The following is a 21,758-nucleotide window of genomic DNA, read 5'->3' as shown; positions in this document are numbered from 1 at the left end:
CATTAGCCTGTATATGGTAAGAAGCATCAAAGAGCAACACGGCATTAAATGTCGTAGTCATAAGCGCTTTAAAGTCACCACCGACTCCAATCACAACAAGCTGGTCTATCCAAACGTACTGGATCAGAAGTTTGATGCTAAGCGCCCTAACGAGTCGTGGGTCAGCGACATCACCTATATCTGGACGAATGAGGGCTGGTTGTATTTAGCAGGGGTCAAAGACTTATATACCAAAGAGCTGGTCGGTTACGCTATTAACAAACGCATGACCGCAGATTTGGTCTGTCGCGCATTGAACATGGCCATCAGGAATAAACGTCCAAACAAAGGGCTAATCGTTCACTCTGACAGAGGCAGCCAGTATTGCAGCCATGCCTACCACAAGATCGTTAAGCAGCATCAGTTTACAGGTTCAATGAGCGCTAAAGGTAATTGCTTCGACAATGCTCCAATAGAAAGCTTCTGGGGCACTTTAAAGAACGAGCTGGTATATCATCAGGATTATAAGACTAGATTTGCAGCGATCAACGATATTATTAGATACATCGAGCTGTACTACAATCAGACTAGAATTCAAAAGGGTTTGGGCTATAAATCACCAAGACAGGTGTGGTTTGATTATTATCGTCAGGCTGCGTAATTAAAATCTCCCAAGTTTATGTGTACGGATTTGACGGCAGGGGTCATATAATGTCGTGTTTTCATTGTCGTATTCTCTCAGAATATTAGGTCTCCGACAATCCCGGGGCGGTTCAGAGGGCTGCACCGTAGGGGTTTAGTAGTTCACTGATTATATTTATATTGTGGAGGCCTTGTATCACCATGACTAATATAACCTAAACGACATTAGCGTTGTTGTTCAATTTGGCTGAAAACCAGCCAGCACCATAAAGCGCATTATGATCTGTCGCTGATTTAAGTTGATAATACTGTTGATATCGAAGGTGATTATGGTAATGTTTCAATGCTTTTTGTTCTTTGATCAGACGTTTTAGGCTGCGTTTGGTTTTCTTTTTAAACGATTTTTTGTGCAGTAGGGGTGAGGCTATTTCAGTGATGTAGTGTAATGCTGTTAATTGATTACGCAACTCATCTGTTGCTTGGTTACTGTTTTTTATATGAACCTCATGTTCCTCAATGCCACCTGTATCAGAGCTATCAGCGTCAATGGTTTCTATGTCGCTGCCACTTTCTTTCGTAATAGTCTCATCTATATTTAGTAGACTGTCATGCTGTTGGGATATGGCTTTTATTAGTGGTTCGATCGCCAGCTTGTTGGCTTGAGGATCAAGGCTTGCATTGCTCATAGTAAAGGCAATCAACTCTAGCAAAGTTAGCTGAAAATCATTGGCGCTGACTGCGTCAATAGGCTGGATTTTGAGAGTTTCAATGTCAGTCATCCAATTCGTTGCAGGTGCGCCATGTGCCTGTAGTTCGGGGTCGATATGGTGGGCTAGGTAAGTCAGTTCGTAATAACTACCAAGTAGAGTGGCGGTTTGTTTTAGTATTGGTTGCCAATCAGGATTGATCTCATCAGAGAAGCTAGCAAATACTTCTAAGACAGCATGTAAGCGGCGAATACCAGTCTGTAATTGCAAAATATGCCCACTGTCAGTGCTGCCAGCTACGATAGCACTGCTATTCGGTAATATTTGCAGCAAACAGTTATGCACGGCTACTCGTACAAAAGCAGGCATGCTAATTTTTTTATTGATTTTCATTTGACGCAGGTCGGTACTTACTGCTGGACTATGTGGTTGTCCATTAATCAGTAAGCCACCACGTTCAGCTTTGGTTACGGTAGATAAGCATAGCTTGTAGCGCTTACACCATGTTTTGGCTGTCGTAAATAAAAAATCTAAATCTCCTGATACCAGTTCGAACTCTATTTCTTGAATCTTTTCTCGCTGAGTATCATCGGTACCATGAATAATCTCGCCATGATCGTAGGCTATCTCGATGCTGTTTTCCGTTTCGTCTTCGCTATTTTCTATCAGCAACCGAGTGGTGCGCTGTACATCAGTGACGTACAGCGGTGTGAGTTTTTTGGCTAGTTTTTTGAGCTTAAAGGTGGATAATGCTGGCGCGATAGGCGTTTCTTTATAAATCGTTAGGTCAGGCATAAGGGAGTTGGTATCAAGCATTGCCTGTACTTGTTCATTATCTAATATGGCGTTGTGCTCTAAGCGTGATGCCATCCCATCGCCACCAGCTTTGATAGTTTGTACCCAGTTATCGCCTTCTTTACGAATCCGTAAGCCGATACCTGCCTGTGCCAATTGTTGATCGGGTGTGTCGTAATAATGGGCAGCCAGTTGTGTCATCTGTGAGGACTTAACTTGCGCTTGACGCAACAAGCCTTTTAACCGTGATTCTGGCACCAAAAACTTCAACTCTATCTCTTGCATGATGGTTCCCCATTATTTTAAAGCAGGTTAAGTGGCTACTGTAGTCAGTCCATATCCGTCTATAGTCGGTTCAATATACTTTAATCTTTTTCAGATTGAACTACCTACCATCGTATGAAAGCTATTAATCAATAACAAGTAAAATTTGTAGGATTGCCTGTGTTTATTTTCTATAAGCAATATACTTTTATTATATTAGCGTTATAATTGAGCCAAAATATCAAACAAAAGTATATTTAATTATGAACGAAAATTCTATGGTAAGTAAACCTAAAACACCCTCGCAGTCCAATAGTTTGTCATTAGTGTTAGCAGCAGTTACCTTGGGGTCAGTCATACTAATCAATGGCTGCAGCCAATCTGAGGATTATGCAGAAAGCGTATCAGATGAATCATCGGATTACGCTAGTGAAGAATCTGTTGCCGCTGATACAAATGCGCTTATGTCCGAACAACCAACGGCGGCTGAAGAGCTAGAGGCTAACAGCCAAGCCAATGAATTGACAGTTGAAAGTTTATCAGGAGACAGCGAGCAGACGCTAGGTAGTCAGGTCGCTGATATCCAGATAAAAGGTAAATCGCTGCTGATTACTTCCAGTGCAGACTTTACCGTCAAAGATGTCGTCAAGAGTAGCGCTGCTATTGAGGCATTGACACGGCAGCAGGGTGGTTATGTAGCGATCAGTAATATTAGCAATTATCCACGCAGTGATAGAACCTTCGTTCAAGGTGATAAAAACATTACCATCACTACTTATACTCGCCAAGCTGAAATGACCGTTCGGGTACCTCGTACCAACGTCAGTAAGTTCTTAAAGCAAATGCAGCAGCAAGTGGCTTTTTTAAATGAGCAGGAATTTACAGCGCAAGACGTGACGTTAGATATTTATCGTGAGCAGTTGGTAAGTCAGCTAAACAGTGATATGGCAAGCGAGCTTAGCGAAGAGCGACTCGATAGTGAAAACAATAAAGACCAACGTAGTAATATCGAGGCTATTACTGCTACTTATACTGCGCGCCGGCAACAAGAGCTGGCAAAGCTTGAGCAGATGGATATCGCTGATAAAGTTAAATACAGTACGATCAACTTAGTTTTTAGCCAGCCAGACATTAGCTATAAAGAAGTCACTCAAAACCTAGATGTTTTGATAGATGCTGAACGTCCAAGTTTTGGTACTGAAGTCAACAAATCACTCAAAGATGGTTGGAGTATGCTCAGGTCATTCGCACTTGGTGTTATACAATTGTGGTGGTTGGTAGTGCTTGCTGGTATTTTTTATCTCATTTATAGGTTGATAAAAACCATTTATCGTAAGTTCTTTAGACAAAGCCCTCGTATTGAACACTTACGACGTAATCTGATGGGTGAAAACCAAGGTATCTATAATCCAGAGCGTACAAAGAGCAATCAAGTAGGCGATAATACGGGCAGTGCTAAAGAGGCTGATAGCAAGGAGACGGATAGTAAAGATATGAATAACAAGGATGCTAAGCATTAGTTAGAATGAAAGCTCAAAAAGCTCAAAAAGCTCAAAAAGCTCATAATAATAAAAGCATCAGTAAATACTAAAAAGCCGCCCTACATCCTGTAGGGCGGCTTTTTTAGTTTGTAGTTATAACTAGTGTCTGCTTATAACTAGCACTGACTTATAAAGTGTCGGTGATTAGAACTGGTTCATCGTGTTCTTGCCGCCGCCTGCTTTAAGTGCGTTGTCACCAGAGAAGATTTCTTTGTGATCATCGCCAAGGTCAGAACCTGCCATTGCTTGGTGCTTAACACAAGAGATGCCTTCACGGATTTCTTTACGTTGTACGCCAGCTGCATAAGCAAGCATGCCTTCTTCACCGAAGTAACCTTTAGCCAGTTCGTGAACGCTAAGAGCAGTCGTGTGGTAGGTCGGTAGCGTGATTAAGTGATGGAATACACCCGCTTCACGTGACGCATCACGTTGGAAGTTCTTAGCGGCTACGTCAGCTGCTGCATCAAGCTCAGTACCATCGTAATCCGCACTCATCAAGTCATCTTTATTGTATGCAGAGATGTCTTTGCCCTCTGTTTCCCACTGAGCGATAATTTGCTTACGGAAGTTAAGCGTCCAGTTGAATGATGGGCTGTTGTTGTATACCAGCTTCGCTTTAGGCTGTTGCTCTTTGATACGATCTACCATTGATTTGATGTGGGCAACATCTGGTGTTGGTGTTTCAATCCAAAGTAGGTCAGCGCCATTTTCTAGAGCAGTGACACAGTCAAGAACAACGCGGTCGATGTTAGTATCTTCACGGAAGCTGTATAAGCCGTTCGGCATACGAACTGGACGTACTAGCTTACCATTATGCTTAAGTAGACTGTCGTTTTCGTTAGCGTCTTCAATGCTCACTTCTTCCATTTCTAGGAAGTCGATGTATTTAGAAGCAAGATCGCCTGGCTCATTTGATACTGGAATTTTTTGTGTTAGTGATGCGCCTTCAGAGTCAGTACGAGCGACGATAACGCCGTCTTCAACACCTAGCTCTAGGAATGCATAACGGATAGCGTTAATTTTCGCAATGTAGTCTTCATGCGGTACGGTTACTTTACCAGCCTGGTGACCACATTGCTTCGCATCAGATACTTGGTTTTCAACCTGAATGGCACAAGCACCAGCTTCAATCATTTGCTTAGTGAGTAGATACGTCGCTTCTTCGTTACCAAAACCTGCATCGATATCAGCAATGATTGGCACAACATGTGAATCAAAGTTTTCGATTTTCTCTAGGATGGCTGAAGTATCTTGACCCGCTTCTTCGGCAGCGTTTAGCTCGCGGAAGTAGTCGTTTAATACTTTAGCATCTGCTTGACGTAGGAACGTGTAGATTTCTTCGATTAGCTTAGGTACTGACGTTTTTTCGTGCATAGATTGGTCAGGTAATGGACCAAACTCAGAGCGTAGGGCTGCAACCATCCAACCTGATAGGTAGATATAAGTTTTAGAAGTCGTACCGAAATATTTTTTCTTAGCATACATTGTTTGTTGAGCAACAAAACCATGCCATGCACCTAAAGACTGGGTGTATTGAGATGTATCATTGTCATAGTCTTCCATGTCTTGACGCATGATTTTTGCAGTATACTTTGCGATATCTAAACCAGTTTTGAAGCGGTTTTGCGACATCATACGTGCTGCATCGGTTTCGCTGATATTCTGCCAGTTACCGTGTTTTTGTTTTAATTCACGTACTAAATCGATCGCTGATTTATATGCCGTTGACATCTATGTCTCCTTGGTGGGGTGTAAAAAACAAATTAAGTGCTTAAGTAATGACGATTGTGTGCTAATAAAAGCATACATTTAGACTTTATATCCATGCTGTCGATATCTTATAAGATGAAACATAATTACAAGCTATCCGCTAAAGCCTTATTTACCCTAACCAAACTTAGTCACTAATACAAGGGATTTACTCAACTTGCTAGTGAAAAAATAATGGGTAATATATGAACGATTGTCGGTCTGATTCATGTATTTCTAAGGTGCTTGTACTATTTGTTGGCTCTCAGTGTCATAATTGGTAGTAAGAGATGTTACAATAATAAGCGGTTTATAGGATAAAGCTAATCATTGTAAAATGATTAAAGTGGTATCTATAAACAATTAATTAATAAGATCATGCTACCGATGAAAGCCATCAACATACTATATAATTGTGTCCGTCAAATGAATATAGTCGATGTATATACTTAGGGTATATCGTTTGTGCTGCAAATCATCTATGAGACTCACTATAACTGGCTTACCAAGATTTATCTAATTTATGATACTTATCTTTGGTATTTTTATAAGTTATAATTCATATATAACAGTACCTTACATTGGCTATATTAAGTTATACTTAGTCAGTATGATATAAAAACAGATGGAAAATAGCGGAATTATGCTGTTTTAGGCTCTACATTGCCAAGACAGCACTAAAAATGCCAAGATTATAATGGCACTTATTCAAAGGCCAAGAGAACTCTATATGAATTTGCAGCGGGTAGATTTAAATTTATTGGTACACCTAGATGTGTTGCTACGAGAAAAAAACGTCACTCGTGCTGCCGAGCAGCTTGGCATTACCCAACCTGCGATGAGTAATATTTTGCGTCGTCTGCGTAAACTATTTAACGACCCATTATTGGTACGTTCTTCTGAAGGTATGACGCCGACTGAGCGTGCTTTAGAGTTGCAGCCTCGTATCCGTGAGATTCTTGCGGATTTGACACAAGTATTGGAGCCCCGTACGGAGTTTCGTCCTTATAGCACTTCTCGCGTCTTTCGGATTATGACATCAGATTATGCAGAAGCGACTTTGGTACCAAAGCTAGTTAAAGCACTGCGCTCAGAAGCTCCCAACGTTATCTTAGACTTCTTAACACCGTCAGACGTCTCTTATCGCGACATGGAGCAGGGGCGCGTTGACTTAGCGATTAACCGCTTTAATGAGATACCGCAAAGTTTCCATCAGGTGCTAGTATGGCGTGATACTTTTAGCTGTCTATTGTCATCAGACAGTCCTTATGCCAATCGTTTTAATCTAAAAAACTATCTCAAAGCGCAGCATGTTTGGGTCTCTAAAACAGGTATGGGCGTAGGCTTTGGTGTCAATCCAGAGAAGTCTGGCGGCTTAGGATCTATCGATCAAGCGCTGCAACGTTTAGGACAAAAACGTCAAATCAGCGTTTTTACGCGTCATTATCAAATGCCAGCTATGCTTGCAGCAAATAAAGATTTGATTGCTACATTGCCGACGCGCGTAGCAAAAATGCAGGCCAATAACGACAGTATTAAGATGGAAGAGCCACCGTTTTTTATTCCTGAATTTGAGTTAACCATGGCGTGGTCTCCGTTATTACAACACCATCCAGCGCATCGTTGGTTACGCCAACTTATTATGCATGTGGCCCGCCAAATCGTTGACGACGAAGAAAACCCACCACAAGAAATCCCTGTGATAAACCATTTGTTTTAAATCGCTTAGGGTTTGTTGATGTACATGAATCATTTATTGAACCAGCCGCAGGGCTGGTTTTTTTATTTGTCCAACTTTACCAAGCCACTGCCTTTACAAAACCACTTCGCTTATAAATAAAACGAGGCGCAAGGCGTAACTTCAGCGTAGTTAATAAGTCAGCCACACTTTTAACATCTTATGAACACTTCTTTATAACTTGTAAAACTACTGGCTGAGCATTTTGTTATGGTAACTGGACGTTAAGAATAATGACAAGCTAATTCAAACCAATAATATATTTCAATAAATAAGGATAATAACCATGGCAGATATTACTACTGTGAACCCAGCGACAGGCAAAAACATTAAAGATTATAACTATATGAGTGATGGTGATGTCACTAAAATTATTGATGCATCTCATCACGCATTTTCTAAATGGCGTCTAGTTAGTACTGAAGAACGTACAAAAGTTATCAGCTCTATCGGTGACACGCTGATGAAGTACAAAGATGAATTGGCTAAGTTGATGACTGAAGAGCGTGGCAAAACACTTGAGGCCAGTTTAGGCGAAGTTGATTTATGCAAAGCTATTTGTGATTTTACTGCCAGTGAAGGCGTTGCCGCACTTGCTGAAGATGAGCGCGATATTGAAGGTATCAAAAAAGGACTGGTAAGATATGATCCTATCGGTATTATCTATGGCATCCAGCCTTGGAATTTTCCAGCTTATCAAGTTTTCCGCTATACCATCGCCAATTTGATGGCAGGTAACAGTGTTTTACTGAAACATGCATCAAACGTCACAGGCTCAGGTCTATTGATTGAAAAGATTTTGCATGAATCTGATTTACCAAATGATCTGTTCCGCACGCTAGTTATCAACCATGATCAGTCTGAGCAAGTCATCGAAAATAATAAAGTACGTGGTGTGACCTTAACAGGTAGTGATGTAGCTGGTAGAGCCGTAGCGCAGCAAGCAGCTAAAGTACTTAAAAAGACGGTTATGGAATTGGGTTCTAACGATGCCTTTATTGTATTAGAAGATGCAGACTTAGAGTTGGCAGCGACTACTTGTGCACATGCTCGCTTATACAACAATGGTGAGACGTGTATTGCGGCCAAGCGCTTTGTGGTTGTAGACAGTGTTTATGATAAATTCCGTGACTTGATTATTGAGAAGTTTAAAGGCTACACGATTGGTGATCCAATGGATGAGTCTACTGACGTAGGTCCGATGTCGAGTAGCAAGCAACGTGATGAGCTGCATGAGCAGCTACAAGAAAGTGTGAGTAAAGGTGCAACGGTTACGCTGGGTGGTGAAGTGCCTGATATGCCAGGCTCTTTTTATCCGCCAACTATCTTGGAAAACATTAAGCCAGATCAGCCTGCGTATAAAGATGAGTTATTCGGTCCAGTAGCGTCTTTAATTCGTGCTAAAGATGAAGATGACGCATTCCGTATTGCTAATGACAGTCGTTATGGACTGGGTGGTGCCATATTCTCTAAAGATGAAGATAAGGCTATCAGTTTAGCTCAAGAGCATTTTGATACTGGTATGGTCTATATCAATGGATACGATTTGGTGAGCCCAGCATTGCCATTTGGTGGTGTTAAGGATTCAGGTTATGGCCGTGAGCATGGTGGTTTTGGTATTAAAGAATTTGTAAACATCAAAGCCATTCATGTTGTTGGTCAAGCACCTGCTTAACTTTCATGTTTTATTACAAGCCTTTTAAAATATCCTGCTATTAATTAAGTAGCAGGGTATTTTTTTTAAGCATAAATAGCTTAAAACAACCAACTTTTACGTTGAAAGTTGTCACATAAAAAAGCAGCACAAGAGTGTCTTGTGCTGCTTTTGTGTAAAATGGATAATTATAGCCTAAAAATTAGGCATCCAACCAAAGCTTTAAAGGTAAGGCAGGTAACACAGAGGTGTTATCATTGGCTTGATTATTCAAGTTGAGTACACCGCTTGCGATAAGTTTAATCGTCCAAGGCAGTAGCTTATGTTCAAGCTTTTGCACACGTGCCTGTAAACCATCTGCCGTATCTTTTTGATTAACCTGTAACAGTGCTTGAGTCAAGACGTCTCCTGCATCTAGCTCTGCTGTCACCACGTGAATACTACAGCCATGATGACGCTCACCTGCTTGTATAGCACGCTGATGAGTATCTAAGCCTTTATAAACAGGAAGTAGAGAAGGGTGAAGGTTAATCATCGGTGCTGGTGCATTGTCGATAAATGATGCACTCAATACACGCATAAAGCCTGCTAGTACTACCAAATCAGGCTGCCATGTCGCTAGTTGCTCACTAGCATGGCTTTCAAACGTTTTGATTCCCATGCGTTTGCCGCTAGCAACGTGAGATAGTACTGCCACTGGAATATCGGCATCTTTAGCACGTGTAATGGCATAAGCATCTTCACGGTTACTAATGACACCAACGATTTCAATCGGTAGCGCACCAGCTTGCATAGCCTCTATTAGGACTTGCAAGTTGCTACCACTACCTGATACCAAGATGGCAATACGCAGTGGTTTTTTGGCTTGGCTCATGGTACTGACGGATATTGTGGATGTTGACATTAACGGTACACCACGGCGTCCGCTTCACGTGTAACCATCTCACCTAATTGCCAAGCCGTTTCGCCTGCATCGTTTAAAGTGTTAATGGCGGCTTCTGCTTTGTCTTTTGGTACGACAATCACAAAACCCACACCGCAGTTAAAGGTGCGATACATCTCACTTTGCTCGATATTACCTTGGGTTTGCAACCAGGTGAATAACTCTGAGAACTGCCAGCTGTTGGTGTCGATGCTCGCTGCTAAACTTTCAGGCAATACGCGTGGTAAGTTATCGGTCAAACCGCCACCAGTAATGTGAGACATAGCATGAAGTGCTGAGCTGCCAAGTGTATCTTGTAAGGCTTTGATGGCTTTAACATAAATGCGAGTAGGTGCCATTAGGGCATCTTGGATAGGCTGGCCATCTAACTGTTCATCGCTCGTGGTGACATCGACATCGCTTACTTCAATGACTTTACGAACTAATGAATAGCCATTTGAATGTGCGCCACTTGATGCTAGTGCAATCAGTACATCGCCTTCAGCCACATTATCACCAGTGATGACTTCGGCTTCTTCAACCACGCCTACACAGAATCCTGCTAGATCGTAATCATCATCTTGGTACATGCCTGGCATTTCAGCAGTTTCACCGCCGATAAGTGAGCAGTTTGCTAACTTACAGCCGTCACCAATACCCGTTACAACAGTAGCAGCAACATCAACGTCTAGCTTGCCTGTGGCGTAATAATCTAAAAAGAATAATGGCTCTGCACCGCATACCAATAAATCATTAACACACATGGCGACCAAATCGATACCGATAGTGTCATGACGATTGAGTTGTAAAGCCAGCTTAAGTTTTGTGCCAACACCATCAGTACCAGATACCAATAATGGTGATGTGTAGCCAGTAGGAATGCGGCACAGTGCGCCAAAGCCACCCAAACCACCCACAACTTCGGGACGAGTAGTGGCTTTTGCCACTGATTTGATGCGCTGAACCAGTGCATCACCCGCGTCGATATCAACACCGGCATCTTTGTAGCTTAAAGAAGGCTTGTTACTCATGGTCATCTCACAAATTTTATAGGGAATGAAGGTTTGTCAGTAGAAAAGCGAGTTTGTCGTATTAATTTAATCGTATTAACTATAGATACAGTGGGCGCATTATACCCAAAAACAGCCCCTACTCGCAAAGCAACTTACGGATATTTGACTGATATTTAATGAAGAATGACATTAGGGTCTGTTTAACATCTAAATGTGCTACTGGCAGAGGCTGCTTTTTAGACAACACGTAGCGAATTTTTAACGCCCAGTAGCCCTAATATCGGAATATTCAATAGACCCTAATGGATAAATAAAAAATTAAGCAACAAAAAATGACTGATTTTTTCTGTACTTTGCGATAATTTAACACTAAATTTATTGTCAATAACTGTTTGCTGTTATGATGTTGTGGTTCGATAAGCCATATCGAAGATTCAAGCACATTACTATTCAAATCAGCTTAAGCGTAGGATTATCCGTCATGACGAACCAACCAATAGACTTATTTTTTCGGCGCTTATTTATAGTCACCACTTTGGTAATGGTGTTGGTTTTGTTGTATTTGATGATGCCCGTTATTATACCGTTTGTTTTTGCCTTCGTACTGGCTTATTTATTCAATCCACTGGTTAAGCGTTTGTCGAAATATATCAAACGTTGGATAGCCATTCTCATTGTTTATTCGACTATTACCTTAGGGATGGTACTGTTGCTATGGTGGTTGATTCCGACATTGTGGAATCAGTTGCAAGCGGCATGGGACTACTTACCCAAGGTTTTAAATTGGTATAACGAAGTGGTACGAGAGTGGTTCACTAACAACACTCGTATGCGTCTACCAGAGCTAGAATCTAAAGGTTTTTCTGAGACATTGGTAGATTATATGCAAACGAATTATAAGTTTGCAGATGCTAGCACCATGATGAGTCACATTATCTCATCAAGCATGAACTTTATTAACAATGCGGGTCTCATTGTATTAGTACCTATTTTGACCTTTTACTTTTTATTCAATTGGGATCAGCGCTTACATACGTGGAAGATGGCGATTCCAGCTGCTTATAGTAAAAAATTCGTTCAAATTGCTCAGGAGTGTGACCAAGCATTAATGGCTTTTATTAAAGGCCAGTTGTTGGTGATGGTTCTATTGGGTGTCATTTATGCTGTGCAGTTGCAGCTTATCGGGCTAGAGCTTGGACTGATCATCGGTATGGTGGCGGGTATCGCAAGTTTTGTGCCTTATTTAGGTTTTGGTATTGGCTTTATCGCTGCTATTATTGCTTGCCTATTCCAATTTGGATTAGATTGGACCTATTTATCGTTGATTACCGGTGCGTTTTTGATTGGACAAGCTGCAGAAGGTTATATCCTACAGCCTTTGTTATTAGGTGATAAGATTGGTCTATCGCCGTTATGGGTTATTTTTTCAGTATTGGCGGGGGCAAGTTTATTAGGTTTCGTTGGCATGCTGATTGCGTTGCCTGTCTCTGCTGTACTTAACGTATTGTTCCGTCATTTATTTGCTTATTATCGTTCGACAGATTTTTATAAAGGTCACAAGCAGTTAACCCTTTTTGAAAAGAAATAAATCATTTATCTTTAAAGTAATGTGGTTATCACAAATTGGCAGTAGAATTGTGAGAAGGATAAAAAAGGGTTAATCAGGCTTAATAGGTAAAAGACTTGTCAGTCATTTTGCAAATATGTTATATATAGGCGCAGTGTTGACAGTATCAGCAGTCAGTTGTACATAAGGTTTGTCTCAATAAAGCAATCTTGCGATATACTGATGCTATAAAAGACAACATGCTAATATTGTAAGTTAGTATGAAGCGGTATCAGTACTACTCTCATATAGTTAGTGATTAATAATTTTTATATTGCGTTACGCAAAACGAGTTGATGATTCATGGCAGAAGCACAGCTAAGTCTCAATCTGGACATTAAGCATGATGCAAGTCTAAGTGACTTTGCCGGTCCTGGTTGGATGTCGATTATTGATGCAGTGCGGCAGCTACATGTCGGCCTGATTGGTCAGCTGTATCTATTTGGTAGCCCTGCTACTGGTAAGTCTCATTTGCTATCTGCGATTTGTGAGTCGTTCATTGAGATGGATAAGTCAGCTATTTGCCTATCACTTAATGAGTTGATTCATGCTGATGTGCATGTGCTGTCCTCTTTGGAGAATTTTGATCTCATTGCTATCGATGATTTAGAAGTGCTTGAGCAGAGTAGTCAGTGGCAAGAAGCCTTGTTTCATCTGATTAATCGGAGCCGGGAAGGACAGCGTCAGTTATTGTTTGCCGCCAATAAGCCTGCAGGGGAGTTACCTTTTCAGCTGAGAGATTTATTGACCCGTTTAGCGCAGTCTCCTACGTTTAAAGTACCTAATGGGCATGATTTAGCAGATCGTCAGGCATTGTTGCAGTCTATTTTACGTCGACGCGGTTGGCAATTTGATGATCGCATACTCGACTATTTGCTCACAGAAGGACCACACCGTATTGGGGCAATGATGGACGTGCTTAATTACATTCAGCCAATGTTCTCTAATCTAGGGCGTAATAACATATCTAAAGCCGTCATCAGTGATGCGCTGCGTACTATCGATGAGCAAACGCTTGCAGCAGAGCTGGCTGATATTGCCCAAGAGACCCAAGTTGATAATGACGCGGCAGATCAGGACCAACATACGATGCCATTTGATTTTTAGTATTGAGAGTCCGATGGTTTTATCTACAATACATTTACTATGTCCAAAACGTTTTTACTATTAATGGAACCTGTTATGAAACTGAATAATGCTTTGCTAAAAAAACTGGCTATCAGCACGCTGCTTATTGGGGCAAGCTCTATCCCTATGCTGTCACAGGCAGACGTCACTTTATTGGTGGACGATCATATTAAAGTCACTGCAATTAATGGACAAGAAGTCAAACAGAGTGCCTTTCAGCCACTAACAAAACAATTTACACTGGCACCAGGACAACATGCGATTACTGCTAAATATGATCGTTTGTATGACTTACGCCGTGATGAGCATGACTATCTACGTTCAGGTAATGTCAGTGTGACGGCACAGTTGGCTGACAATCAAACCTATCGTTTAACCATGCCAAATCAGCCAGAAGATTATACTGCGGCTAAAGAATATGCCAAAAGTCCAACATTGGCTGTGCAGCAAGATGATGTCGTGATCGCTAGTCAGCAAAGTATGAGTAATAATCAAGGTGGGTTGTTTTCAGGTTTAGGTAAAGCCATTGGTGGTGTGTTCAGCGGTAGCGGTGATGCTGAGTTGCAGAACCAACAGACTATTGCAGCATTGAATCAACCGTCTGTATCAACTCAAAGTACGGTACAGCAAGGTACTAGTGTAGATAATTCTCGCAGTACTTTAGACCAGTTTATGCAAATATGGTTGCAAGCTACGCCTGCGGAACGTGAAAAAATGAGCCAGTGGATTCAACAATAGATCGTTATTTTTATAAAGCATTAATTGTTTTTATAAAGCATTAATAGTAAAAAAGCACCTACTTGTTAGTAGGTGCTTTTTTATATATCAATGATATTTGAGCTTGTGGTTATTAACCCAAAAATGCGTTGTACATCCATATTAGCTTTTCTTGCTCTTGTACATAGGCATCTACAAGATCAGCTGATCCTTGGTCATCGCTTTCAGCAGCCAGTGCTGATACTTGACGCTGCTCTTGAATAAGCTCTTGTAAGCCTGTTACCACGCCTTTCACACAAGTGGTACCATCGCTGACATTTTTGTCTTCGCTAATACCTGTAAGCTTAGCAAACTCACTATAAGCATGTAGTGGTGTACCACCTAATGTTAAGATGCGTTCAGCAATTTCGTCAATTTGTAGTTGTAGCGCTGTATATAGCTCTTCAAATTGAGGGTGTAGGGTGAAGAAGTGCTCACCTTTCACATTCCAGTGATAGCCACGGACGTTGATATAAAACATGTGGTAGCTTGACAATAGACCGTTTAGTTTAGCAATGATTTCGCTCATGTCTGCTTGTTCTAGGCCGATTTGGTTAGTTGCATTGTTACTCATAATATTATCCTTGTAGTGTGAGTGTTGATGTAAAAAATGGATGAATCAATTTACGTTGTAATTAAAAAATACTTATATAAATTATAGACTCTACAACCTCTTTTTCTGTCTATTATAATAACAAAGCATTGTCGACAAGTTAAGTTGAATAAATGCAATAATACTATTGGTTTTATAAAAAGAGAAAGCCTTATTACCGCTTAGTTTATCGTGAGAATAAGGCTTGTGGCTTATTATGCTGGCGGCTGCAGGTTTTCAGGGTTTAAGCCTTTAACAGCAATAACTTCTTGCAAATGTTGGCGAACTGTATCAATTGGAAACTTCTGTGCTTGCAGACGTTTAGGTACGATTTGGCTGCCTTGTTGACCTTTCATTTCAAACATCATAAAGATATAGTCATCAGTTTCGTCCCAACTTTTAACAGCAGTCCATGGAATCACGGCTTGTTGGGTAGTGCCAGGTCGCATCTGCATACCGCGCATTTGGTTAGAGTTAAACATGTCAGGCTGATTGACTGGCATGGCCATGACCAAGCCATGTTTTTGTACACCTAATTTCATCTGGCGCATCTCATCTGGCATTTCTTGATCAGCCACTTGTTTTTCAAACTCTCTTTTTACGTACCATTGAAAACCAAGCGTACGAGCCAGTAGGTAAATTACGACTGACACCAACATCAGCCAAAAAATAATGGTTGAATAACCTGTCACAAAGACTAACCCTACGATCGCTAATATCACGACTATTGCCATGATAATCCATTCTTTCATTTTGATGCTTTTTAGACCAAAAGAGGGGCTGGCACTGGCAAATAGTTCGTACTGTGCTTGGTGGAATTCCGCCTCGGTTAAGTTTAAGGCGACAGGTTGCAGCGTGTAGGGGTACAGGGCCATAGAGGTTTCTCAAATACTTGTATTAAAAGTGTTAGGTTTAAATCACCAAAGTGCAGCGGTGATGCCGCACTTGGCTGAAAGTGGAAAAAGATATGTACTTATCTTACCGAAAAGCGCTCTTAAATGAAACATATAAGCAAGCTGTTTACAGATAGTTGCTATATTATTGCGATTCAGCCGTATTATGATGGTTTGTTGAATGTCAGAGCTGGTAATCAAGTTAAAATAGTGTGTGATAAATCCTAGTGGCAATGGCTGAAAGTATCGTCAAGACATGGTCAAATGTGATGGGTCTTGGTATTATAGCGACTATAAATTATTTTGATAAAAACAGTATTGTTAAAAATAACATTTTTAAACCTCTTATTCACTTTTAGCGTTACAGGCAACTACTATGATTGATCCGAAACTCTTACGCGGCGATTTAAGCGATTTACAACAACAACTAGCCACACGTGGCTATGAGCTTGATATGGATTTTTGGCAAGCAATTGAGTCTGAACGTAAGTCACTACAGGTGAAAACTGAAGAGCTGCAATCACGTCGTAATGCTGGTGCTAAGCAGGTGGGTGCGCTAAAAAAATCAGGCGAAGATGCCAGCGAGCTATTGGCTGAAATGCAGAGTGTTAGCGGTGAGATTAAAGCCGCTGAAGACGAACTACGTACTTTACAGGAACGTATCACCCAAGCTGCTTTACAGATTCCAAATATTCCGGCAGCGGGTGTGCCCGTCGGTACGTCAGAGGACGATAACGTAGAAGTCCGTAAATGGGGTACGCCGCGCGCGTTTGATTTTGATATTCAAGATCATACTTATATCGGTGAGACGCTTGGTATGCTTGACTTTGAGGCGGCAACAAAACTGACTGGTAGCCGTTTTAATGTGTTAAAAGGGCAGCTTGCACAAATGCACCGTGCTTTGATTCAGTTCATGCTGAATACTCATACTATTAAGTATGGCTATACTGAGACGTATGTACCTTATATTGTCAATTCTGACAGCCTAAAGGGTACGGGTCAGCTGCCGAAGTTTGAAGACGATTTGTTTAAATTGACCAATCATACTAATAATGACGAGATGGATTTTTATTTGATTCCAACCGCTGAAGTGCCTATGACCAACTTGGTACGTGGTGAGCGTTTGGACATCAGTGAATTGCCGCTTAAGTTTACCGCGCACACGCCATGTTTCCGTAGTGAAGCTGGCTCTCATGGTCGTGATACCCGTGGCTTGATTCGTCAGCATCAGTTTGAAAAAGTTGAGATGGTCAATATTGCTACCGCTGAGCAGTCTGATGAGTTGCTAGAGGCCATGACTGGACAAGCTGAATATGTCTTGCAGCAGCTTAATCTGCCATATCGTACGGTTAAGTTATGTACCGGTGATATGGGCTTTGCAGCGCAAAAGACTTATGACATCGAAGTATGGTTACCGAGCCAAGACACCTATCGTGAAATCTCTAGCTGTTCTAACTGCGGTGACTTCCAAGCGCGCCGTATGGGTACGCGTGTCAAAGACGGTAAAAAAACCACACTGGCACACACGCTAAATGGCTCAGGTTTGGCAGTTGGTCGTACGCTACTAGCCGTCATGGAAAATCACCAAAACGCTGACGGTAGTATCACTATTCCAGAAGTATTGCGTCCGTTTATGGGCGGTGCTGAGACTATTTCGGTTTAATATATGATTCACCATATAGCTCAATAAGGATAGATAGTGGCATTGTACGCAGATGGTTTGGGTCAATATCAGAATGAGTACGATGCCCTGTGGCAAAGCATTGTGCCTAAGAGCGGTCAAGCTGATACGCTTCAAGGTGAACTCGTTCGTTTGATCGGTCGGTTGGCTAGCGAGTATTATCGAAATGGCAATATGAATTGGAGTGATGACTTTAGCAACATGGCTAAGTGCCTTGAGACTGAATTAGGCCAACACTTTAAGCACTTGTCAGACCAACAAGCCATTCAGGTATATCTGTATCAGATCGTTAAAAATGGCGAGACAGGCATCTGCTATTACCTAGATGGTGAAGATATATACGATAAAATAACGGATTATGTCGTGGCGTTCTGCCAACAAAACGAGGTGGCTGTGCTTAATCACTGCCCAGCGGCTTATCATTATTCCTACTAATTTAGGCAACTCTTCTATTAGGTGATGCTTCTATGACACAGTTTTATTTAAGAACTGCAAATGATGAGCTAGCAACATTCGATTGGGATTCTATAAAACGTTATATTATGGATTTGCCTTATTCAGATGAAGAGCATATCGTCTTAGGCAGCTTGCTTGAGGATAATAGTTATATCCAGACTCGTGTTAATGTAGAAACTTATCGCACAGATGGGCTCTATGATTTAGAAGTGCGACTTCCTGTTGAAAGTGGGTTTCAGCATTATCAGTGCTGCACCAACGATACGTGCCAAGTCATCAATGACTTTTATTTGTTTTATACCAACCAGTTGGTAGATGTCAGCCTATATCAAGATATAACCGCTGAATTTGATGGATATTGACTTGAATATACATATCACGATTACTATATAACATTACCAATGCTCTTCATGATATGCATGAAAAGTGACTGGTAATGCACTTAATTGTCATAGCATTTCTTAGCTAGCCTTATAGCAAATATGTTAATATTACACTTTAATTTTATAGTCTATAACTTAGGGGCGCATTTGGCGTCCTTATGCTTATACTCCTTTGAGTAAACTCTCCTCTTAGCCCAATACTAGGACACTCTATGCCAGCTCCAATTAGCGAACGTAAATTAGCCAATGCCATCCGTGTACTGTCGTTTGATGCGGTTCAAAAAGCCAACTCTGGACATCCAGGCGCGCCAATGGGTATGGCTGATATTGCCGAAGTTTTGTGGCGCAAATTTTTGAAGCACAACCCAACCGATCCACAGTGGCACAACCGCGACCGTTTTGTATTATCGAATGGTCACGGCTCAATGCTTATTTATTCATTACTACATTTATCAGGTTATGATGTCAGCGTTGATGATCTAAAAGGCTTCCGCCAGTTGCATTCAAAAACCCCAGGTCACCCTGAGCTTGGCTATACACCAGGTGTGGAGACGACGACTGGTCCACTAGGTCAAGGTATTGCCAATGCCGTTGGTTTTGCTATCGCTGAAAAAACCTTAGCCGCGCAGTTCAATCGTGACGGTCACAATATCGTTGACCATAACACTTATGCATTCTTAGGTGATGGTTGCTTGATGGAAGGTATCAGTCATGAAGTGTGCTCACTGGCTGGCACGTTAGGTCTTGGCAAGCTAGTCTTCTTTTATGATGACAATGGTATCTCAATCGATGGTAACGTAGAAGGCTGGTTTACAGATGATACGCAAGCGCGTTTTGAGTCGTACGGCTGGCAAGTTATCAAGGTCGACGGTCATGATGCTGATGCGATTACGCAAGCAACTGAACAAGCGCTTGCAGAGACTGCTAAGCCAAGTCTCATCATTTGTAAAACAACTATCGGTGCTGGTAGCCCGAATAAGCAAGGCCTAGCAGCCAGTCATGGTGCACCACTTGGTGACGACGAAATCGCCTTGACTCGTGATGCATTGTCTTGGAAGCATGCTCCGTTTGAATTAGATGATGAAATCTATGAAGCGTGGGATGCCAAAGCCAAAGGCGACGTACAGCAAAAGAACTGGGACGCTGACTTTGAAGCGTATAAAAAAGCCTATCCAGAACTAGCAGCAGAATTGTTACGCCGTTTAAATGGCGACTTACCAGCTGACTTTGCTAGTCAAGCACAAGCCTACATCCAACAAACGCAAGAAGCGGGCGCTGATGTTGCTAGTCGTAAAGCTAGCCAAAACGCCATTAATAGCTTGCAGCCATTATTACCAGAATTGCTAGGCGGCTCAGCGGATCTAGCAGGCTCAAACCTCACGCTGTTTAAAGGTGCTAAAGGCATCGAAAAAGACGCTGACGGAAACTATATCTATTACGGCGTACGTGAGTTCGGTATGACCGCAATTGCCAATGGTATCGCACTACATGGCGGATTTATCCCTTACGTAGCCACGTTCCTAATGTTTATGGAATACGCACGTAACGCGGTACGCATGGGCGCACTCATGAAGCAGCGCGTCATCCATGTCTATACCCATGACTCTATCGGTCTGGGTGAAGATGGCCCAACGCATCAGCCAGTTGAGCAATTGACTAGCCTACGTACCACGCCAAACCTACGCACTTGGCGTCCGTGTGATGCGACTGAATCGGCTAGCGCTTGGGTAGAAGCAATCAAATCTGAAAACAACCCATCAGCATTGATCTTTAGCCGTCAAAGCTTGCCACATCAAGCGCGCGATAGTGAGCAAGTAGCCAACATCACCAAAGGCGGTTATGTACTTGCGAAAGAGCAAGGCGAGCTACAAGCCATCATCATCGCGACTGGTTCAGAAGTTAGCCTTGCGATGGAAGCGTATGAAACGTTGAGCGCAAATGGTGTTGGCGTCCGTGTGGTGTCTATGCCATGTGCAGAAATCTTTGTAGAGCAAGATGCTAACTATCGCGAAGCGGTATTGCCTGCCAATATCCGTGCTCGCGTCGCAGTGGAAGCCGCTCATGTAGATTACTGGTATAAGTTCGTTGGTCTAGATGGCAAAGTCATCGGTATGACCACTTATGGTGAATCTGCACCTGCCAGTGATTTGTATAAAGAGTTTGGTATTACGACTGACGCGGTAGTAGAAGCAGTAAACAGTTTGGTGTAATTTTTTACTAAGAGCAGTTCCTTAAGACAGCACATATAAGATAGACTGAATGCGTTCGGTCTATCTTTTTTTTGGATAAAATTATGAGTGTGGCTTTATATCTCGACTTAGCAAATTATGAAGGGAAAGATGTTTATCAAGAGTTACTCATTGGCTATATTGAGGATATTAGGCGCATACTAAAAGACTGCGAGGCTTTAAAAAAGTATGATGCTAATTTAACTAAAGCAATATCTACAGATATGGAAGAGCCTATAAAGAATACAGAAGATGGTCTACTTAAATCAGTATTTACTAAATTGAGTATTAAAAATAATAAGCTAAACCTTGCTTCCGTAAAACAGTGCATAGAAGAATGTAATGGGTTTAGCACTCATGAGGTGCTATCTTCAAACCGGTTTGAAGAACTAAATTTTAAACTATGGGATTTGTTTGCTCTCAGCGTCTGTAATGATCATCTATTATGTTTATTGAATCGAGGCGAATTGACAGTAGCTGAATATAGTTCTTTTTTTACAAATATAGGGATGCAAGTTTCATCTGTAGCCCAACCTTACTATCATCCCTTTTACCATGAAATATATTATGTTGATGATGTAGTAACAGTAGGTGAGCATGAGCAAATAGTTATCAAAGACCAGTTGTATCCGACTATTATGTTTGGTGAATTACAGTTTTCGAGGGGTGGAGTAAGTGTCTATAGCCATCCATGTGTAGATAAATCCTTGGCTGAAAAAAGCGATATGTATTTCACCAACCATAGAGATAACCGATTATGTCATGACTTATCTCATGGTTGGGGACATAATTCGCGCTGGCGAACAGACTTTGTCAGAAATTACGAGACAGAAAAAGAATGGAAATTCAACGTAGATGGAGAAGTAGATCTTTCAAGTACTGAAAGCTACAAACAACATTATCAGCAGTATAATGATGAGATACCAGTATCGGTATCAGCTGCGAAAGAGTTATTAGTTAATCGATGTTTTATACATAGGACTTACGCAAAACCAGAGATATATTGCCAACCTAAAGCATAGCGTAGTACC

General features: G+C 41.5%; 18 protein-coding genes. 12 read left to right on the top strand and 6 right to left on the bottom strand.

The window, feature by feature from the left end:
- Positions 1-640: IS3 family transposase (locus tag EI164_RS07965; protein ID WP_192519448.1), on the top strand; the 640-nt coding region annotated here is incomplete at its 5' end.
- Positions 641-836: 196 nt separating this feature from the next.
- On the opposite strand, the gene EI164_RS07960 is transcribed toward EI164_RS07965, so the two are convergent.
- Positions 837-2,408 (bottom strand): CYTH and CHAD domain-containing protein, encoded by a 1,572-nt coding sequence (locus tag EI164_RS07960; protein WP_192519447.1) that lies wholly within the window; start codon positions 2,406-2,408, stop codon positions 837-839.
- Positions 2,409-2,650: 242 nt separating this feature from the next.
- Here EI164_RS07960 and EI164_RS07955 point away from each other — a divergent pair, with 242 nt between their 5' ends.
- Positions 2,651-3,907, top strand: coding sequence for a DUF4349 domain-containing protein (locus tag EI164_RS07955; RefSeq protein ID WP_192519446.1), 1,257 nt, complete (start codon positions 2,651-2,653; stop codon positions 3,905-3,907).
- A gap of 165 nt (positions 3,908-4,072) precedes the next feature.
- Here EI164_RS07955 and EI164_RS07950 read toward each other — a convergent pair whose 3' ends face one another.
- Positions 4,073-5,659, bottom strand: a complete 1,587-nt coding sequence (locus tag EI164_RS07950) for an isocitrate lyase (RefSeq protein ID WP_192519445.1) — start codon at positions 5,657-5,659, stop codon at positions 4,073-4,075.
- Between the two features lie 748 nt (positions 5,660-6,407).
- Here EI164_RS07950 and EI164_RS07945 point away from each other — a divergent pair.
- On the top strand, positions 6,408-7,397 hold the full coding sequence (locus EI164_RS07945) for a LysR family transcriptional regulator (RefSeq protein WP_192519444.1): 990 nt from the start codon (positions 6,408-6,410) through the stop codon (positions 7,395-7,397).
- A gap of 304 nt (positions 7,398-7,701) precedes the next feature.
- Positions 7,702-9,090, top strand: a complete 1,389-nt coding sequence (locus EI164_RS07940; RefSeq protein WP_192519443.1) for an NAD-dependent succinate-semialdehyde dehydrogenase — start codon at positions 7,702-7,704, stop codon at positions 9,088-9,090.
- A 181-nt stretch (positions 9,091-9,271) separates the two neighbouring features.
- Here the strand turns inward: EI164_RS07940 and purN are convergent, their stop codons facing one another.
- Both purN and purM read right to left on the bottom strand, forming a co-directional pair.
- Positions 9,272-9,973, bottom strand: a complete 702-nt coding sequence (gene purN / locus EI164_RS07935) for a phosphoribosylglycinamide formyltransferase (RefSeq protein ID WP_225739180.1) — start codon at positions 9,971-9,973, stop codon at positions 9,272-9,274.
- The gene (gene purM / locus EI164_RS07930; protein ID WP_192519442.1) at positions 9,973-11,022 is read right to left on the bottom strand and encodes a phosphoribosylformylglycinamidine cyclo-ligase; all 1,050 of its coding nucleotides are present in this window, start codon (positions 11,020-11,022) and stop codon (positions 9,973-9,975) included. Before purM ends, purN begins: the two co-directional genes overlap by 1 nt.
- A gap of 463 nt (positions 11,023-11,485) precedes the next feature.
- Here purM and EI164_RS07925 point away from each other — a divergent pair, with 463 nt between their 5' ends.
- The 3 genes from EI164_RS07925 to EI164_RS07915 all read left to right on the top strand — a co-directional run bounded on the left by EI164_RS07925 (position 11,486) and on the right by EI164_RS07915 (position 14,476).
- Positions 11,486-12,592: an AI-2E family transporter gene (locus EI164_RS07925; RefSeq protein ID WP_192519441.1), complete on the top strand. Its 1,107-nt coding sequence runs from the start codon at positions 11,486-11,488 to the stop codon at positions 12,590-12,592.
- Positions 12,593-12,913: 321 nt separating this feature from the next.
- Positions 12,914-13,717 (top strand): DnaA regulatory inactivator Hda, encoded by an 804-nt coding sequence (gene hda, locus EI164_RS07920; protein WP_192519440.1) that lies wholly within the window; start codon positions 12,914-12,916, stop codon positions 13,715-13,717.
- A 75-nt stretch (positions 13,718-13,792) separates the two neighbouring features.
- Positions 13,793-14,476 carry a DUF2057 family protein gene (locus EI164_RS07915; RefSeq protein ID WP_192519439.1) on the top strand — a complete coding sequence of 228 codons (684 nt, stop codon included), beginning with the start codon at positions 13,793-13,795 and terminating at the stop codon, positions 14,474-14,476.
- Positions 14,477-14,588: 112 nt separating this feature from the next.
- Here EI164_RS07915 and EI164_RS07910 read toward each other — a convergent pair whose 3' ends face one another.
- Together EI164_RS07910 and EI164_RS07905 are read right to left on the bottom strand one after the other, a co-directional pair.
- Entirely contained in the window at positions 14,589-15,068 is a 480-nt protein-coding gene (locus tag EI164_RS07910) for a Dps family protein (RefSeq protein WP_192519438.1), read from the bottom strand.
- Positions 15,069-15,301: 233 nt separating this feature from the next.
- Complete coding sequence (locus EI164_RS07905; RefSeq protein ID WP_192519437.1) at positions 15,302-15,961, bottom strand: YcxB family protein; 660 nt, start codon at positions 15,959-15,961, stop codon at positions 15,302-15,304.
- 394 nt (positions 15,962-16,355) lie between these two features.
- On the opposite strand from EI164_RS07905, the gene serS reads away from it, so the two are divergent.
- From serS to EI164_RS07880, 5 genes are all read left to right on the top strand, one after another.
- On the top strand, positions 16,356-17,642 hold the full coding sequence (gene serS / locus EI164_RS07900) for a serine--tRNA ligase (protein WP_192519436.1): 1,287 nt from the start codon (positions 16,356-16,358) through the stop codon (positions 17,640-17,642).
- Positions 17,643-17,678: 36 nt separating this feature from the next.
- Positions 17,679-18,095, top strand: coding sequence for a hypothetical protein (locus EI164_RS07895; RefSeq protein ID WP_192519435.1), 417 nt, complete (start codon positions 17,679-17,681; stop codon positions 18,093-18,095).
- A gap of 32 nt (positions 18,096-18,127) precedes the next feature.
- Positions 18,128-18,478 (top strand): hypothetical protein, encoded by a 351-nt coding sequence (locus EI164_RS07890; protein ID WP_192519434.1) that lies wholly within the window; start codon positions 18,128-18,130, stop codon positions 18,476-18,478.
- Between the two features lie 233 nt (positions 18,479-18,711).
- Positions 18,712-20,709 (top strand): transketolase, encoded by a 1,998-nt coding sequence (gene tkt, locus EI164_RS07885; protein WP_192519433.1) that lies wholly within the window; start codon positions 18,712-18,714, stop codon positions 20,707-20,709.
- An 83-nt stretch (positions 20,710-20,792) separates the two neighbouring features.
- The gene (locus tag EI164_RS07880) at positions 20,793-21,749 is read left to right on the top strand and encodes a hypothetical protein (protein ID WP_192519432.1); all 957 of its coding nucleotides are present in this window, start codon (positions 20,793-20,795) and stop codon (positions 21,747-21,749) included.
- Positions 21,750-21,758: the final 9 nt, after the last annotated feature.

Origin of the sequence: Psychrobacter sp. FME13 (assembly GCF_014861395.1) — a bacterium.
Classification (GTDB): Bacteria; Pseudomonadota; Gammaproteobacteria; order Pseudomonadales; family Moraxellaceae; genus Psychrobacter.
This window is presented reverse-complemented; position numbering and strand designations above follow the sequence as displayed.